Source organism: Sphingobium sp. SG1 (assembly GCF_057063145.1).
This window is the reverse complement of the sequence record NZ_JBVVOJ010000007.1, coordinates 59,377-74,661: the sequence shown is the minus strand read 5'-3', so window position 1 is coordinate 74,661 and position 15,285 is coordinate 59,377. Positions and strand designations below refer to the sequence as shown.

Genomic DNA, 15,285 nt, shown 5'->3' with positions numbered 1-15,285 from the left:
GGGATCAATGTGGCAAGCGCAGGGGATGCGCAGGGTGCGCCGGCCTTAGCCCATGGAGATTGCCGCATGAACGCCGCCGCGCCGCCCAGCCCCTATGTCCGCATCGGCGGCGAACCGGTCGTCCGCGCCATTGCGAATCGCTTCTATGACCTGCTGGAAAGCGACCCGGCCTATGTCGAGCTGCGCGCCATCCATGCTGCCGACCTGTCCGTGGTGCGTCATGGCCTCACCCGCTTCCTGTGCGGCTGGCTGGGCGGCCCGCGCGACTGGTTTCAACGCGGCACCTGCATCATGTCGCTGCACCGCGCCTTTCCGATCACGCCGCAACTGGCCGATCAATGGGCGACCGCGGCCGCCTGCGCCATCGCCCTGCAGGAGGATCTCGACCCCGACATTGCCGACGCCATGGCGGAAGCACTCGGCCATATGGCGCGCGGCATGATCAATTTCGGCCTCGCGCCGGCGCAGGCGCACCCCGCCTAGCGGCTAGACGTCATCCTCGTTGAGGATTTCGTCCTCCTCACCATCATCCTCGTCGTCCATGCGCGGCTCGCCGTCGAACGCGCCCTCGTCGATCCAGCCGGACCGGTCCATCTCGTTCATCTTGTCGACCAGGTCGGGGACATCGTCGGGGATGATCTGCGCCGGGTTGCTCCGCCCGCCATGCTCGCTCTCTTCGCTCAGGTCGCTGGTCCGGCCCAGCGCATCGTCGGCGACGTCGTTCGCCTGGGTGCCGGCATCGGCCTGTTCGCTATTCTCCTCACTCTCGTCGGGGAAGGGGCGATTGTCGGACATCGTCATGGCGCGTCTCCTTGCAGGGGCATGTCCCCCTCCAACGATCACCCCATTTTCCCGTTCCGCGCAAGCGCGTCCGGAAACGCACTGGACAGGGCGGAACCAAGGGGGCAAAGGCCGTCGCGATCCTTTTCGCCCCGATCCTTTTCGCATCGCAACAGGAATCCCTCCATGTCCCGCCAGCTCATTTCCTCCGGCTCGCCCTTCGAGGCGCAGGTCGGCTATTCGCGCGCCGTCGTCCAGGGCGACTGGTGCTTCGTCGCCGGCACCACCGGCACCGATCCCGAAACCAAGATCATGCCCGAAAGCGTGGTCGATCAGGGCGTCAACGCGCTCAAGGTGATCGGCAAGGCGCTCGAAGACGCCGGCTTCTCCTTTGCCGATGTCGTCCGCGTCACCTATTATATCACCGACCCTGCCTATTGGGACGATCTGGGCAAGGCCACCGCGCCCATCTTTGGCGAGATCCGCCCGGCCGCCAGCTGCGTCGTCGCTGGCCTCATCAAGCCGGAGATGAAGATCGAAATCGAAGTCACCGCCTTCAAAGGGTAACAGGGACACATCATCATGATTACCATGTACGGCATCAAGAATTGCGACACGATCAAGAAGGCCCGCAACTGGCTGGACAATGAGCGCGTCGCCTATAATTTCCACGACTATAAGGTCGCCGGCGTCGACAAGGAAAAGCTGGAGGAATGGGTGATGGAACATGGTTGGGAAACCATCCTCAACCGTTCCGGCACCACCTTCAAGGCGCTCGACGCGGGGGACAAGGCGCATATCGACGCGGACAAGGCGATCCTGCTGATGATCACCAACCCCTCGATGATCAAGCGCCCGATCCTCGACACCGGCAAGGGCACGGTCGTCGGTTTCAAGGCGACGACCTATGAAAATGCGCTGAAAGGCGTGATGGCGTGATCGGACGGGGGCTGCTGGGCATCGGGGCATTGCTGATGATGGGCCTGCTCCCCCTTTCCGCCGTCCGGGCCGCCGACCCGCTGATCATCGCGCATCGCGGTGCCAGCGGAGAGCGGCCCGAACATACGCTCGCCAGCTATGAGCGGGCGATCGATCAGGGCGCCGACTATATCGAGCCTGATCTGGTCCTGACCAGGGATGGCGTGCTGGTCGCCCGGCACGAGAATGAGATTGGCGGCACCACCGACGTCGCCGACCATCCCGAATTTGCCGATCGCAAGACGACGAAGACGATCGACGGCATCGCAATGACCGGCTGGTTCACCGAGGATTTCACCCTCGCCGAACTGCACACCTTGCGGGCCCGCGAGCGCCTGCCCGATCTGCGCCCGGCCAATGTCCGCTTCAACGATCTCTATCTCATCCCGACCTTCGAGGAGATATTGAAGCTGGTCCGCGCCAAGGAAGCGGAGCAGCATCGTCGCATCGGCCTCTATCCCGAAACCAAGCATCCCAGCTATTTCGCCGGCATCGGCCTGCCGCACCAGCAGGCGCTGCTCGATCTGCTCGGCAAATATGGCTACACCAATGCCGACGATCCGGTCTTCATCCAGTCGTTCGAGGTCGGCAATCTTAAGGCCCTGCATGAAGCGACCCGGCTGCGCCTCATCCAGCTCGTCGATGCCGAAGGCGGCCCCGCCGATGAACCCGGCACGACCTATGCCGACATGATGAGCGTCTCCGGGCTGGAGGCGATCGCTGGCTATGCCACCGGCCTCGGCCCGTCGGCCGCCATGGTACTGGCGCCCGAAGGGGCGACCGCTTTGGTCGGCCGTGCCCATGATGCCGGGCTTCAGGTCCATATCTGGACGCTGCGGATGGAAAACAGCTTCCTGCCCGACCAGTATAAGCGACCGGACGATCCGCAGGGGCGGGGCGACTTTGCCGGCTATGTCCAGGCGATGGCCGCGACCGGCGTCGATGGCATTTTCAGCGATTTCCCCAGGCAGGCGCGCGACGCTCTGAGCAGCACGCAGCCCTGATCGGCAACATCGCATAAATTAAAGCGGATTTTCCCTTCTCTACCCTGCGGCTCGACTTGCCAAAGCCGGGCCGCAGGCGAATAACGAACAGACCATGCTGTCCCAGAAGACCCGTTACGCCATCCGCGCGCTCCAGCATCTTGCCGACCGCTATCGCCAGGGGCCCGTGCCCCTCAACGAGATTGCGACGCGCCAGAATATCCCGGCGAAATTCCTGACGGTGATCCTGTCCGAATTGTCGCGCGAAGGGCTGGTGGCGACCCAGCGCGGCCGTGACGGCGGCTATTGGCTGGCCTTGGCGCCGGTCGACATCAGCTATGGCGACATCGTGCGCCTGACCCGCGGCTCGCTTGCGCTCACCCCCTGCGCCAGCCGCTTCGCCCATGAAAGCTGCACCAACTGCCTGCCCGAAAGCGAATGCCGCCTCCACCGGGTGATGCTGCGCGTCCGCGACGAAACCGCCAAGGTGCTCGACAGCATCAGCCTCGCCGAACCCTTCGCGGCCGAGGGGCTGGGGTAGGGCGCCGCAGGCGCAGGCGTGTCGACGCCCTTGCGCTCGCCCCGCCGCTTCGCCACATCGGCAGCATGACCACGCCGCCGCTCAAAGCCGCCCTGATCCCCGTTACCCCGCTGCAGCAGAACTGCACCCTCTTCTGGTGTACGGAAACGATGCGCGGCGCCTTTGTCGATCCGGGCGGCGACCTGCCGGTGCTGAAGAAGGCGGCGGAACAGCATGGCGTCACGATCGAGAAGATTCTCGTCACCCATGGCCATATCGACCATTGCGGCCAGGCCGGCGTACTGGCCCGCGACCTCGACGTCCCGATCGAAGGGCCGCATGAGGAGGATCGCTTCTGGATCGACCGCCTGCCGCAGGATGGCGAACGCTGGGGCATTCCCGGCGAGAGCTTCGAGCCGGATCGCTGGCTGGTCGATGGCGACCAGGTGACGGTCGGGAATCTGACCTTCGACGTCTATCATTGCCCTGGCCACACGCCGGGCCATGTCGTCTTCCACCATGCGCCGAGCCAGCTCGCGATCGTGGGCGACGTGCTGTTCAAGGGCTCGATCGGCCGCACCGACTTCCCGCGCGGCAATCATCAGGACCTGATCGACGCGATCACCGGCAAGCTCTGGCCGCTCGGCGGCCAGACCGCCTTCGTCCCCGGCCATGGCGAGATGAGCAATTTCGCCTATGAACGGCGGACCAATCCCTATGTGGCCGACTCCGTTCTCGGTTAAACGCGTGCCATCGCCGGCGGGGCAGGCACGGCGCGAGTCGCGCCATAGGCGACATAGAGCGCCGCCACCGCCAGGCCGAGCATCACGATCCAGGTGAGCAGCGCGCCACCCGCGCGCCAGACCGTCGGCTTGTCGGCGTCCATGCCAAAGCCATGGGCGATTCGCGCCAGCGCATAGATCATCGCCCCGATCCACAGCCATAGCGGCGCGCCGATCGCCATTTCGATCAGGCCGAAGAGAATCAGCACGATTGGCGTATATTCGATGAAATTGGCATGCGCGCGCATCCGCCGTGCCAGCAACATATTCCCCGAGTCGCCGTGCAAAAGCTTCGCACCCACGCGGATTCGCGCACAGCGCACCGCCAGCCAGAAATTGATGAGCGCACAGGCCGCAGCCAGTGTAAGCGTGATCGGCAACAACATGGGCATCCCCCTATTCGACGGGCCGCCACCATAGGCGCGGCGGGCCGGCGGGCAAGGAAGGACTTGCACCATCTGCAAAAACGGCTATAGGCGCAGGGCTTCGCGATCAACCGGGCCGCATGGTCTGCGGCACCCGTGCCGTCGGCGTCTCATTTGGAAACCGGCCAGTCGCATAACCAGATTTAATTACGGAAACAGGTGCCGACATGGCTGTCCCCAAAAGGAAAACTTCCCCGTCCAAGCGTGGCATGCGTCGCAGCCACGATTCGCTGCGCGTCGAAGCATTCCAGGAATGCTCGAACTGCGGTGAACTGAAGCGTCCCCACAATCTGTGCGACGCGTGCGGCCATTATAACGGCCGCGAAGTCATCGCCGTCGGGGCGTAAGACTTTTTCGATCTCCGCAAAGGGGTGATCTCAGTGTCCAGCCAACCGCGAATCGCAATTGACGCGATGGGCGGGGATGAAGGCGTGCGGGTGATGATGGCGGGCGTTGCGCTTGCCCGTCGCCGGCACGAAGGACTCCGCTTCACCCTTTTCGGCGACGAGACCCGGATCAAGGCGGCTCTCGACAACCACCCCAATTTGCGGGCGGCGTCGGAAGTCGTGCATTCCGACACGATCGTCGAGGGCACGGACAAGCCCAGCGTCGCGATTCGCAAGAAGAGCAGCTCGATGAGCATGGCGATCAACGCCGTGAAGTCGGGTGATGCAGGTGCGGCGGTTTCCGCCGGCAATACCGGTGCGCTCATGGCGATGGCGAAGCTGGCGCTGCGCACCATGCCCGGCGTCGATCGGCCTGCGCTGGCAGCGATGCTGCCGACCCTTGGCGACAATGATGTCGTCATGCTCGACCTTGGTGCCAATACCGAGTGCGATGCGCGCAATCTCGTCCAGTTCGCGGTGATGGGTGCGGCCTATGCCCGTATCGCCCTCGATCTGGAGCGGCCGCGCGTCCGCCTGCTCAACATCGGCACCGAAGAGCTCAAGGGCACGGATGAGATTCGTGACGCCGCCGCCGTGCTGCGCGCGGCCGATACCCTGCCATTCTCGTTCGACGGCTTTACCGAAGGCGACAAGATCGGCCGCGGCGAAACCGACGTGATCGTGTGCGACGGCTTTTCGGGCAATGTCGCGCTCAAGACGGCCGAGGGCACCGCCCGCTTCGTCGCCGACCTGCTGCGCCGCGCCTTCTCCAGCTCGCTGCGGTCCAAGATCGGCTTCCTGATCTCGAAGCCGGCGATGCACCTGCTCAAGCATCATCTCGATCCCAACAATCATAATGGCGCCGTCTTCCTCGGGCTCAACGGGGTCGTGGTGAAGAGCCATGGCAGCGCCGATGCCAAGGGCGTGGCCAATGCGGTGCATGTCGCCGCCCGCCTGCTGGAAGAGGATATCACGCGACGCATCGCCGCCGACATGGCCGGGGTGCAGGATCTGTCCGCCGTCGCGTCCAAATTGGAGCTGCCCGTCAAGTGATGCGTCGATCCGTTCTCCTGGGCACGGGCTCGACCCTGCCCGCACGCGTCGTCACCAATGCGGAACTGGCGCAGACCGTCGACACCAGCGACGAATGGATCGTCGAGCGGACCGGCATTCGCACCCGCTACATCGCCGGCGAGGGTGAGACCACGACCACGCTGGCGACCGATGCCGCCAAGCGCGCGCTGGAGGCGGCCGGTCTCGCCGCGCAGGATATCGACCTCATCATCCTGGCGACCGCCACCCCGGACCAGACTTTCCCGGCCAGCGCCACGCTGGTGCAGGCCGCGCTCGGCATCGATGACTGCGTCGCCTTCGACGTCGCCGCCGTCTGCTCGGGCTTCCTCTATGCGATGACCGTCGCCGATTCGATGATCCGCTCGGGCGCGGCCCAGCGCGCGCTGGTGATCGGCGCGGAGACTTTCAGCCGCATCCTCGATTGGGAAGATCGTGCGACCTGCGTGCTGTTCGGCGACGGCGCCGGCGCCGTCGTGCTCGGCGCGGAGGAAAGCGCGGACGGCCAGCGTGGCATCCTCGCCGCCAAGCTGCATGCCGATGGCCGCCACAACCAGCTTCTCTATGTCGATGGCGGTCCTTCGACCACCCAGACCGTGGGCAAGGTCCGCATGAAGGGGCAGGAAGTCTTCCGCCATGCGGTGGTGAATCTCGCCACCGTGCTCAAGGAAGTGATGGCGATGGCGGAAATGACGCCCGCCGACATCGACTGGCTGGTGCCGCACCAGGCCAATGCCCGGATTCTCGACGCGACCGCGCGCAAGCTCAAGCTGTCCCCGGACAAGGTCGTCGTCACCGTCGACCAGCATGCCAACACCTCGGCCGCCTCGGTGCCGCTGGCGCTGGATGCGGCGACCCGCGATGGTCGGATCAAGGCCGGCGATCTGATCGTGCTGGAAGCGATGGGCGGTGGCTTCACCTGGGGCGCCTGCGTCCTGCGGGTCTGATACGGCGGCGAAACGATCGCCCCTACGTATCTGACCTGCTTGCCGAATCACCCAACATGCATCACATTTGTGTCGCAATCATTTGCCCTGGCAGATGATGCAGGGGGGCACATTGGGGATTTGCGATGACCGGCACTGGCACACTGACCCGCGCTGATCTGGCGGAGAGCGTCAATCGTCACATTGGCTTGTCCCGCGCGGAAGCGGCGGCACTGGTCGAATCGATCCTGGAACATATGTCGACTGCGCTGGAGCGCGGCGAAAATGTGAAAATTTCGAGTTTCGGTACCTTCGTCCTGCGCGACAAGAATGAGCGCATGGGGCGCAACCCGAAGACCGGGATCGAGGTGCCGATCGAGCCGCGCCGGGTGCTCACATTCCGCGCGAGCCAGACGATGCGGGACCGCGTTGCCTCGACCTGAGGCAATTCGGTCAGCTTTTGTAATATTGGCGTATATTTACCGTAGTTGACCTTTACGGGACTATGGGTGCAACATTGCGCCCATGGAAAAGGCCGAGGGCGCATTTCTGACCATCAGCGAACTGGCGACAGAGCTGGGTCTTGCCCAACATATTTTGCGCTATTGGGAAACCCGCTTTCCGCAATTGCGTCCGCTCCAGCGATCGGGCAACCGGCGCTACTATCGTCCTGCCGATGTGGCGCTGGCACGGCGCATCAACCAGTTGCTCAATGTCGAGGGCTTCACGGTCAAGGGCGCGCAGAAGGCGCTGGCCGATGGCACGGACGATATAGCGGTGGATCCGCTGCCCGCCGCGACGCCGGAACCGGACCTGATCGCCCGGCTCGAAGCCATCCGGGCCGATCTGGCGCGCGCCTTGGGCCGCTGATCCCGCTCAGAGCGTCCGGGCATAGACAAGGTCGCGGAACGGCACGTCCCCGACCATGAAGGTCAGTTCGCCGATCTCGACAAAATCATGCCGGGCATAGAAGCGCCGCGCCCGATCATTCTGTGGATAGACGGCCAGCAGTAGCCGACGTGCGCCGCGTTGCCGGGCTTCCGCCAGCACCAGCGCCATCAGCGCGTCGCCATTGCCGCCACCCTGCCACCCGCTCAGCAGATAGATGCGCTTGAGTTCCACATCCGTTCGGTCGTCGGTCGGTACCGGCAGGTCGGGCGGCGTGATCAGTGCATAGCCCACCGGAGCGCCCAATGGCGTCTCGCCGATAAGGATCGTCTGGGCCGGATCGGCGAGGGCTGCACGATAATAGTCCTCGCCATGCGCCTTGCGGATATGGGTGACCAGCGCCTCGCCGGGATGGTCATGGGCAAAGCTGGCAAGGAAGGTGGCGCCGCCCAATATCGCCAATGCGGCGGCGTCGGAGGCGACGGCCGGCCGCCAGTGAATCGGCGTGGTCAAGCTCAGCGCGATCCCGGACCCAGGGCCGGGTCCAGGTCGCGGGGACGGGTGAAGCTCAGCAATGTGCCGCACTTGTCCGTCGTCGCGTCCCACTGGTCGATGGCGAGATCCATCACCGCAATGCTGGCGGTCGGAAATTTGATCTCCACATCCTCGCGCAGCGGATTGGCGCCATCATCGGGGACCAGGCTCAGGATCAGTTCCTCGAAACCGGGATTATGCCCTGCCATCAGCACGCTGTCCGCCTCGTCCGGCAAATCGCGCAGCACGTCGATCAGGGTCGGGGCAGAGGCCAGATAGATGCGCCGGTCCCAGCGCGCGTCCAGCGTTTCGCCATAGCCGGTGAAGAAGGTATCGAGCGTCTGCACGACGCGGGCAGCGGGGGAGGCGACCAGCAGGTCGAACCGCATATCCTTGCGCGCGGCGAACTGGCCCATCAACAGCGCGGCCTTTTCCCCCCGGCGGTTGAGCGGCCGGTCGAAATCCCGCGCGACCGGATCGTCCCAATCGGACTTGGCATGGCGCAACAGGGTCAACCGCTTCATTCTCGCTCCAGCTCCTCGCGCCTTGTCGCGGCGGAATATTTCCTGCCGACTCGCAAAAACGCAGAAAACAAAGGCGCCGTGCCCTGTCGGGTCACCGCATGCCGGGTTCGCTTCCCTGATGCCCTAACGTTGTTCGGTCGCCAAGACCAGCGTCCTGCATGTCCCGCGCCTGCATCTTTGCGCTGACGGCGATGATCGCCTCGTCCAGCGTCAGCCGGCGGATCGGCGTGCCGGGCGGGAAGGCGCTCAGCAGCCGGCTCGGCATGGCGGCGGACAGGATCACGAAACTGCCCTTGTCCTCGGCGCGGCGGATCAGCCGGCCGAACGCCTGCGCCAGACGCGCTCGGATCAGCCGGTCGTCATAGGCGCTGCCGCCGCCCGCCAGACGCCGGGCGGCATGCAGCACGGTCGGCTTGGACCAGGGCACGCCCTCCATCACCACCAGTCGCAGCGAATGGCCGGGCACGTCGACGCCATCCCGCAACGCATCGGTCCCCAACAGCGACGCGCGCGGATCGTCGCGGAAGATATCGACCAACGTGCCGGTATCCATCGGATCGACATGCTGGGCATAGAGCGGCAGGCCGGCGCGGGCGAGCCGGTCGGCGATGCGCGCATGCACCGCCCGCAGCCGCCGGATCGCGGTGAACAGGCCCAGCGTGCCGCCACCCGATGCCTCGATCAGCCGGGCATAGGCGCCCGACATGGCAGCGATGTCGCCGCGCTTGATGTCGGTGACGATCAGCACTTCGGCGCGATCGGGATAGTCGAACGGGCTCGCCGCCTCGAACCGTTCGGCGCTGTGGGGCAGGTGGGTGACGCCGCTGCGCGCCTCGGCATTGGACCAGTCGCCGCCGCCCTTCAGCGTGGCGGAGGTGACGATCACGCCCTGCGCGGGTTGCAACACCGCCTCGGCCAGCGGCCGGGTCGGGTCGAGCCAGTGGCGGTGCAGCCCGATATCATATTCGCGCCCCTCGACCCGGTCGACGGTCATCCAGTCGACGAAATCGGGGTCGGCCGGGCCGCCGATCCGCGCCAGCAGCGCCAGCCAGGCGCTGATCAGGTCGCGGCGCCAGCCGAGCGATCCGATCGCCCCTTCGATCCGCGCCCGCGCCGCGCCGTCGAGCCAGTCGGGCGCATCCTCCAGCACCGCTTCCAGCCGCTTCGACAGGCGGACAAGCGGTTTCAGCAACGCATCGAGGGCGATCGCCGCTTCCTGTGCCGCCTCGACCAGCGGGCCATCGGGTTCGGCCAGTTCGGTCTCCAGCCCATAGCCAGCATCCGCCTCGCCACTGTCGGCGGCACGCGCGAAGACGGTGCCGCGCACCGTGGCGAGCAATTCCTCCAGCGGACCGAAAGGCTCGCCCGCCACGATTCGCTTCAGCCAGTCGTCGGCGGGCAAAGCGCGCGCGGCTTCGACCGCCGTGCGGATCGCCTCGCCCCCTTCCTCGTCATAGCTGGCAAGGTCGGACAGGCGCGCGGCCAGGCCCCGGCGGCGGCCGCGCGATCCGCCTTCCGGTCCCATCACCCAGCGCCGCAGTTCGATCGCCTCCTGCCCCGACAGCGCGACCGAAAAGGTCGAATCGGCGGCGTCGAACAGGTGATGGCCCTCGTCGAAGACGATGCGCTGCGGGCGCTGCCCGGTCTCGCGGCCGCGCGCGGCGTTGATCATCACCAGCGCATGATTGGCGATGACGATGTCCGCCTCGGCCGATGCCCGCGCCGACCGTTCGATGAAGCATTTCCGATAATGGGGGCAGCCGGCATAGATGCACTCGCCGCGCCGGTCGGTCAGCGCGGTGGAGCCGTTGCGCCGGAACAGGATGGGCAGCCAGCCGGGCAGGTCGCCGCCCACCATGTCGCCATCCTTGGAGAAGGCGGCCCAGCGCGCGACCAGTTGCGCCAATATGGCGGCGCGGCCGGCAAAACCGCCCTGCAACGCATCTTCCAGATTGAGCAGGCAGAGATAATTTTCCCGCCCCTTGCGCACCACCACGCGTCGCGCGGCGGTCGCCGGATCGGGGAAGAGGCGCAGCGATTCCCGGTCGAGCTGGCGTTGCAGCGCCTTGGTATAGGTGGATATCCACACCGTGCCCTGCGCCTGCGCGGCCCAGAGCGAGGCGGGCGCGAGATAGCCCAGCGTCTTGCCGATGCCGGTGCCGGCTTCCGCCAGCAGCATATTGGGCTGGTCGCGATGCGTGCGCGGGCGAAAGGCCTCCATCGCGGCGGCGGCATAGGCGCGCTGGCCGGGACGGGGTTCGGCGCCCGGTCCGGTCAGGCTGTCGAGCCGCGCCAGCACGTCCTCCTCCTCCATCGCTACGGTGCGCGGGGCAGGGCGGGGCGCAGCCTCCTCCCATTCGGGCAGCTTGGAAAAGAGCCAGCGTTCCGCCTCGGCCGGGCGGCTGATGCGCGGCGCGACCAGCGGCGACCAGGGCCAGCGCAGCCGGTGCAGCGCTTGCGCTGCGGTCCAGCCGCCTTCTCTTTCTTTCCATTCCGGGGAATCGAGCCGGTCGAGCAGGGCGCGCGCCGCCATCTGCAACAGGGCCGGGATATCGCCTTCCTGTGCCGGCTGCGGCAGGTCCAGCACCTCGGCCAGCCCCTTGGGCGTGGGCACCAGGAAACGCGCGGGATGGACGAAGGCCCAGAGTTCCAGCAGGTCGAGGCCATTGAGATCGGGATAGCCCAGCCGCTGGCCGGTCAGCGGTGCATTGAGCAGCAGCGTCGGCGTCTCGGCGGTGCGGGCAATGGCCTGCCCCTTGGCGACGCCCATGGTGCGGCTGCCTTCGCGCAGCCAGATGCCGCCATGGCTGGCATGGAGGGCGGGCAGGGCAGCAGGATCGATCACCCGCCCGGCTTAGGGCAAGGCGAACAAAAGGGAAACCGAAATGCGCCGATCAATTGGTCCGGCGGCCAAAACCCATGGGGCCGGAATAGGTGAAGGCGGGCGCCGCCGGTCGGGGCTGGAACGCCACCGGCGCGCGGCGAGCCAGGCGCGCCATTTCCAGTTGTTCGAACAACGGCCCTTCGGTCAGGATATAGGGGAAACGGATGCCCATCCGGTCCTCTTCCGACCAGCGCACCGTGCCGAACACGCTATAGCCGTCAATATCCAGCTGACACTGGCTTCCGGTCGGCAGCGAACAGCCGACGACCTGCGCGCCGCCCGCGCTCAAGTCGACGATCGTCCCTTCCAGGCTGTCGAGCACGGTCGTGATGGTGATCGCGATGTCGACGGGAATCCGTTCGCGGCTGCGGGGTGTCTGCATGGGAGCCTCCATATGACCAGACCATGGAGGAACAGGGTGAACAAAATCTAAATATGAAGCCCGGTTTAACGCGTTTTTGCCTCCAAAAGCCGTTCCCTTTCGCCCTTCGCGGCGGTAGGGGCTTTGGCATCATGACCATATCCGACATTCTCCGCACCGCCGCGAACGCGTCCAAGGCCTGGCCCTATGAGGAGGCGCGCAAGCTTCTCAAGCGTTACCCCAATGGCGCGCCGGAGAAAGGCCATATCCTGTTCGAGACCGGCTATGGCCCGTCGGGCCTGCCGCATATCGGCACCTTCAACGAAGTGCTGCGCACCACCATGGTCCGCAACGCCTTCCACGCGCTGTCGGACATCCCGACCCGGCTGGTGGCGTTCAGCGACGATCTGGACGGCTTCCGCAAGGTACCGGACAATGTGCCGAACCAGGCGATGCTGGCCGACTATCTGGGCAAGCCGCTGACCCAGGTGCCCGATCCGTTCGAGAAATATGAAAGCTTCGCACATCACAATAATGCGATGCTGCGCGAATTTCTCGACAGCTTCGGCTTCGACTATGAATTCGTGTCCGCGACCGAGCAATATCGGGCAGGCGCCTTCGACGAAGCGCTGCGCCAGGTGCTGCGCCGCTATCAGGCGATCATGGACATCATGCTGCCGACCCTGCGCAAGGAACGGCAGGCCACCTATTCGCCGGTGCTGCCGATCAGCCCCAAGAGCGGCATCGTGCTGCAGGTTCCGGTCGAGGTGGTCGACGCCGAGGCCGGTATCGTCCGCTTCGTCGACGAAGGCGAGACGATCGAACAGTCGATCCTGGGCGGCGGCGCCAAGCTGCAATGGAAGGTCGACTGGGCGATGCGCTGGTATGCGCTGGGCGTCGACTATGAAATGGCGGGCAAGGATCTGATCGACTCGGTCACCCAGTCGTCGAAGATCTGCCGCGCGCTCGGTGGCCGCCCGCCCGAAGGCTTCAATTACGAGATGTTCCTCGACGAAAAGGGCGAGAAGATCTCCAAGTCCAAGGGCAATGGCCTCAGCCTCGAACAATGGCTGACCTATGGCCCGCAGGAAAGCCTGGCTTTCTACGCCTATCGTGAGCCCAAGAAGGCGAAGCAGCTGCACATGGGCGTGATCCCGCGTGCGGTCGACGAATATTGGCAGTTCCGCGGCAATTATCCCAAGCAGGCGATCGAGCAGCAGCTGGGCAATCCGGTCCATCATATCCATGATGGCAAGCTGCCGCAGGGCGAGCTGCCGGTGACCTTCGGCCTGCTGCTCAATCTGGTCGGCGTGATGGGCGATGCCAGCCGTGAACAGGTGTGGAGCTATCTCCAAAATTATGTCCCCGGCGCTAGTGCGGAAACCTATCCGGAACTGGACGCGCTGATCGGCCATGCACTGGCCTATCATCGCGATTTCGTCGCGCCGACGCTCCAGCGCCGCGCGCCGCACGCCAACGAAGCCGCCGCACTGCGCCAACTGGACGAAGAACTGGCCGCCTTGCCGGCCGATGCCAGCGCGGAGGATATCCAGAATATCGTCTATGCCATCGGCAAGGATGAAGCCTTTGGCTTCGCCGAACTGCGCGACTGGTTCAAGGCGCTCTACCAGACGCTGCTGGGCGCCGATCAGGGGCCGCGTATGGGCAGCTTCATCGCGCTCTATGGCATCGACAACAGCCGCAAGCTGATTGCGCAGGCGCTGGCCGCCTGATCGGAACGAAGCGGGGGAACCATCGCGCGCGCAGGGCGTTTCGCGAACGGTCCACCCCCCTTTCGGACTGATGGCGTGCCTGGCACGGCATCGGCCGCGCCCGCCCGGAAACGGGGGGCGCGGCCAAGGGGGTAAGGAAAGGCCCCGGACATCGCTGTCCGGGGCCTTTCCTGTTTCGATCGGCTTACCAGAAGAAGCCGCGATGGACGGTCATGACCCGGCCGGTGCGCACATTCACCAGCATCACGTCATTATAGTGGCGGACCCAACGCTGATTGGCGGCCGGACGGGGCAGGCGATAGCGATAGGGGTCGGCGATATAATAGCGCGAGCTATAATAGGCGGGGCGAAGCTGGGCGCCGGCATTCCAGCGCGAATAGCGGAAGGGTGCATTCCAGTTGCCGGCGCGATAGACGTCGCGGTGGCTGCGGCGATAATCCTGCCAGTCTTCCCGCGCTTCCTGGCGGGAGTCGCGGACATCGCGACGGGCTTCGCGGACATCGCGGCGATCGCCATAGCGCTGGGCCGCGCGCAGGTCGCGCTGGTCTTCGCGCAGCCGCTGCTCGCTGCGGCGGGCCTCGCCATAGGACTGGGCGGAAGCGACGCTGGGGACGACGGTGGCCGCAAGAAGGCCAAGGATGATGATCTTGCGCATATTTCTACTCCCATCAATCTGGAGGCTCGGGGACGCTTCCAACCGCTTCAAGCGGGGCAGGTTCCCTTACCAACATGTTGAATATGGAGTGGATTCGCTGAACCGTCCGGGAACGGCGCTGTCAGGAACCAGTCATTTATGTCGCAAAGTGTAATGGCGCGCGACGTTTCGGGTCAGCGAACCCAGGGGCGTTCGCGAAACCATTTGGTGACGACATATTTGGTGCCCTGAGCCACCGGCCGGGCGGCGTGCAGGCTATAGGGGTTGGGCGCACCGTCGGGCTTCAGGTTGTTCCAGATCAGGATCATCCCCTCGATCGGCGGCACCATGAATTCGCAGCGCGGAAAATGGGTCTCGCCTCCGCCCTCGACCGGCGACAGATAGATCATCGCCGTCCAGTTGCGCTGGCCACCGGTCTTGCGCATCTCGGGCCAATAGCTGGCATTGACCGGGAAATAGTCGCAATGGACCTTATATTCCTGGCCCTGGGTGTAACGCTGCCCCTGCAATGTCTCGCCATGGTCGGGCTCCAGCCCGGTCATCGCGCAGATGCGGGCGCTGATTGCATGGACCAGCGGGTCTTCCCGGTCGAGATTGCAGCTGTGGCTGGTGCGATAATCGGCATTTTCCCGCCCGGTGAACAAAGTCGATGGCTGGGCGCCGGCATCGATGATCGCGCGCATCACCGCGCATTCTTCGGCGCCCAGGAAATCCTGCCGCCCATAGATTTCCAGATGGGGGCTGTCGATGCGGCTGACCAGCGGGTTGCGGTTCAGTTTCTCGCGCACCCGATCGCCGATCGCGGCGCGGGCGGGCGACGCGGTGCCGCCATCATCCACTATCTCGTTCATGCCG

The 15,285-nt window shown here is 65.3% G+C and carries 20 protein-coding genes; 12 read left to right on the top strand and 8 right to left on the bottom strand.

Annotated features, from left to right (window positions below):
• The first annotated feature begins 66 nt into the window (after positions 1-66).
• Positions 67-483 carry a globin domain-containing protein gene (locus AC0KVN_RS16225; protein ID WP_287430704.1) on the top strand — a complete coding sequence of 139 codons (417 nt, stop codon included), beginning with the start codon at positions 67-69 and terminating at the stop codon, positions 481-483.
• A gap of 3 nt (positions 484-486) precedes the next feature.
• On the opposite strand, the gene AC0KVN_RS16220 is transcribed toward AC0KVN_RS16225, so the two are convergent.
• The gene (locus tag AC0KVN_RS16220; RefSeq protein ID WP_435567288.1) at positions 487-801 is read right to left on the bottom strand and encodes a hypothetical protein; all 315 of its coding nucleotides are present in this window, start codon (positions 799-801) and stop codon (positions 487-489) included.
• Positions 802-966: 165 nt separating this feature from the next.
• On the opposite strand from AC0KVN_RS16220, the gene AC0KVN_RS16215 reads away from it, so the two are divergent.
• From AC0KVN_RS16215 to AC0KVN_RS16195, 5 genes are all read left to right on the top strand, one after another.
• Positions 967-1,347, top strand: a complete 381-nt coding sequence (locus AC0KVN_RS16215) for a RidA family protein (protein ID WP_004209940.1) — start codon at positions 967-969, stop codon at positions 1,345-1,347.
• A 15-nt stretch (positions 1,348-1,362) separates the two neighbouring features.
• A complete protein-coding gene (locus AC0KVN_RS16210; protein WP_004209945.1) occupies positions 1,363-1,719 on the top strand; it encodes an ArsC family reductase in 357 nt (118 codons plus the stop codon).
• Positions 1,716-2,762, top strand: a complete 1,047-nt coding sequence (locus tag AC0KVN_RS16205) for a glycerophosphodiester phosphodiesterase (protein WP_435567287.1) — start codon at positions 1,716-1,718, stop codon at positions 2,760-2,762. The genes AC0KVN_RS16210 and AC0KVN_RS16205 overlap by 4 nt, the downstream gene beginning before the upstream one ends.
• A 94-nt stretch (positions 2,763-2,856) precedes the next feature.
• Positions 2,857-3,282 carry an RrF2 family transcriptional regulator gene (locus AC0KVN_RS16200; protein ID WP_004209947.1) on the top strand — a complete coding sequence of 142 codons (426 nt, stop codon included), beginning with the start codon at positions 2,857-2,859 and terminating at the stop codon, positions 3,280-3,282.
• A gap of 65 nt (positions 3,283-3,347) precedes the next feature.
• Entirely contained in the window at positions 3,348-4,004 is a 657-nt protein-coding gene (locus tag AC0KVN_RS16195; RefSeq protein ID WP_333884485.1) for an MBL fold metallo-hydrolase, read from the top strand.
• Here AC0KVN_RS16195 and AC0KVN_RS16190 read toward each other — a convergent pair.
• Positions 4,001-4,429: an MAPEG family protein gene (locus AC0KVN_RS16190; protein ID WP_026108754.1), complete on the bottom strand. Its 429-nt coding sequence runs from the start codon at positions 4,427-4,429 to the stop codon at positions 4,001-4,003. The two genes, AC0KVN_RS16195 and AC0KVN_RS16190, sit on opposite strands and share 4 nt — an antisense overlap.
• A 206-nt stretch (positions 4,430-4,635) precedes the next feature.
• Here AC0KVN_RS16190 and rpmF point away from each other — a divergent pair, with 206 nt between their 5' ends.
• From rpmF to AC0KVN_RS16165, 5 genes are all read left to right on the top strand, one after another.
• Positions 4,636-4,815 (top strand): 50S ribosomal protein L32, encoded by a 180-nt coding sequence (gene rpmF / locus AC0KVN_RS16185; protein WP_004209950.1) that lies wholly within the window; start codon positions 4,636-4,638, stop codon positions 4,813-4,815.
• A gap of 66 nt (positions 4,816-4,881) precedes the next feature.
• Entirely contained in the window at positions 4,882-5,907 is a 1,026-nt protein-coding gene (gene plsX, locus AC0KVN_RS16180; protein WP_010336845.1) for a phosphate acyltransferase PlsX, read from the top strand.
• Positions 5,904-6,872, top strand: a complete 969-nt coding sequence (locus tag AC0KVN_RS16175; protein ID WP_435567286.1) for a beta-ketoacyl-ACP synthase III — start codon at positions 5,904-5,906, stop codon at positions 6,870-6,872. Before plsX ends, AC0KVN_RS16175 begins: the two co-directional genes overlap by 4 nt.
• 125 nt (positions 6,873-6,997) lie before the next feature.
• Positions 6,998-7,294, top strand: coding sequence for an integration host factor subunit alpha (gene ihfA, locus AC0KVN_RS16170; protein ID WP_004209953.1), 297 nt, complete (start codon positions 6,998-7,000; stop codon positions 7,292-7,294).
• An 82-nt stretch (positions 7,295-7,376) separates the two neighbouring features.
• The gene (locus AC0KVN_RS16165; RefSeq protein WP_010336848.1) at positions 7,377-7,721 is read left to right on the top strand and encodes a MerR family transcriptional regulator; all 345 of its coding nucleotides are present in this window, start codon (positions 7,377-7,379) and stop codon (positions 7,719-7,721) included.
• A 6-nt stretch (positions 7,722-7,727) separates the two neighbouring features.
• Here the strand turns inward: AC0KVN_RS16165 and AC0KVN_RS16160 are convergent, their stop codons facing one another.
• The 4 genes from AC0KVN_RS16160 to AC0KVN_RS16145 all read right to left on the bottom strand — a co-directional run bounded on the left by AC0KVN_RS16160 (position 7,728) and on the right by AC0KVN_RS16145 (position 12,063).
• A complete protein-coding gene (locus AC0KVN_RS16160) occupies positions 7,728-8,252 on the bottom strand; it encodes a GNAT family N-acetyltransferase (protein WP_435567285.1) in 525 nt (174 codons plus the stop codon).
• Positions 8,253-8,254: 2 nt separating this feature from the next.
• Positions 8,255-8,797, bottom strand: coding sequence for a SixA phosphatase family protein (locus tag AC0KVN_RS16155; protein ID WP_017499105.1), 543 nt, complete (start codon positions 8,795-8,797; stop codon positions 8,255-8,257).
• Positions 8,798-8,888: 91 nt separating this feature from the next.
• Positions 8,889-11,642: an ATP-dependent DNA helicase gene (locus tag AC0KVN_RS16150; RefSeq protein ID WP_435567284.1), complete on the bottom strand. Its 2,754-nt coding sequence runs from the start codon at positions 11,640-11,642 to the stop codon at positions 8,889-8,891.
• Between the two features lie 49 nt (positions 11,643-11,691).
• On the bottom strand, positions 11,692-12,063 hold the full coding sequence (locus tag AC0KVN_RS16145; protein ID WP_004209958.1) for a PilZ domain-containing protein: 372 nt from the start codon (positions 12,061-12,063) through the stop codon (positions 11,692-11,694).
• 131 nt (positions 12,064-12,194) lie between these two features.
• Between AC0KVN_RS16145 and AC0KVN_RS16140 the strand changes: the two genes are divergently transcribed.
• Positions 12,195-13,775 carry a lysine--tRNA ligase gene (locus tag AC0KVN_RS16140; RefSeq protein ID WP_313392923.1) on the top strand — a complete coding sequence of 527 codons (1,581 nt, stop codon included), beginning with the start codon at positions 12,195-12,197 and terminating at the stop codon, positions 13,773-13,775.
• Between the two features lie 184 nt (positions 13,776-13,959).
• On the opposite strand, the gene AC0KVN_RS16135 is transcribed toward AC0KVN_RS16140, so the two are convergent.
• Both AC0KVN_RS16135 and AC0KVN_RS16130 read right to left on the bottom strand, forming a co-directional pair.
• Complete coding sequence (locus AC0KVN_RS16135; RefSeq protein ID WP_010336855.1) at positions 13,960-14,430, bottom strand: RcnB family protein; 471 nt, start codon at positions 14,428-14,430, stop codon at positions 13,960-13,962.
• A gap of 173 nt (positions 14,431-14,603) precedes the next feature.
• Entirely contained in the window at positions 14,604-15,281 is a 678-nt protein-coding gene (locus AC0KVN_RS16130) for a 2OG-Fe(II) oxygenase (RefSeq protein WP_017499101.1), read from the bottom strand.
• Positions 15,282-15,285: the final 4 nt, after the last annotated feature.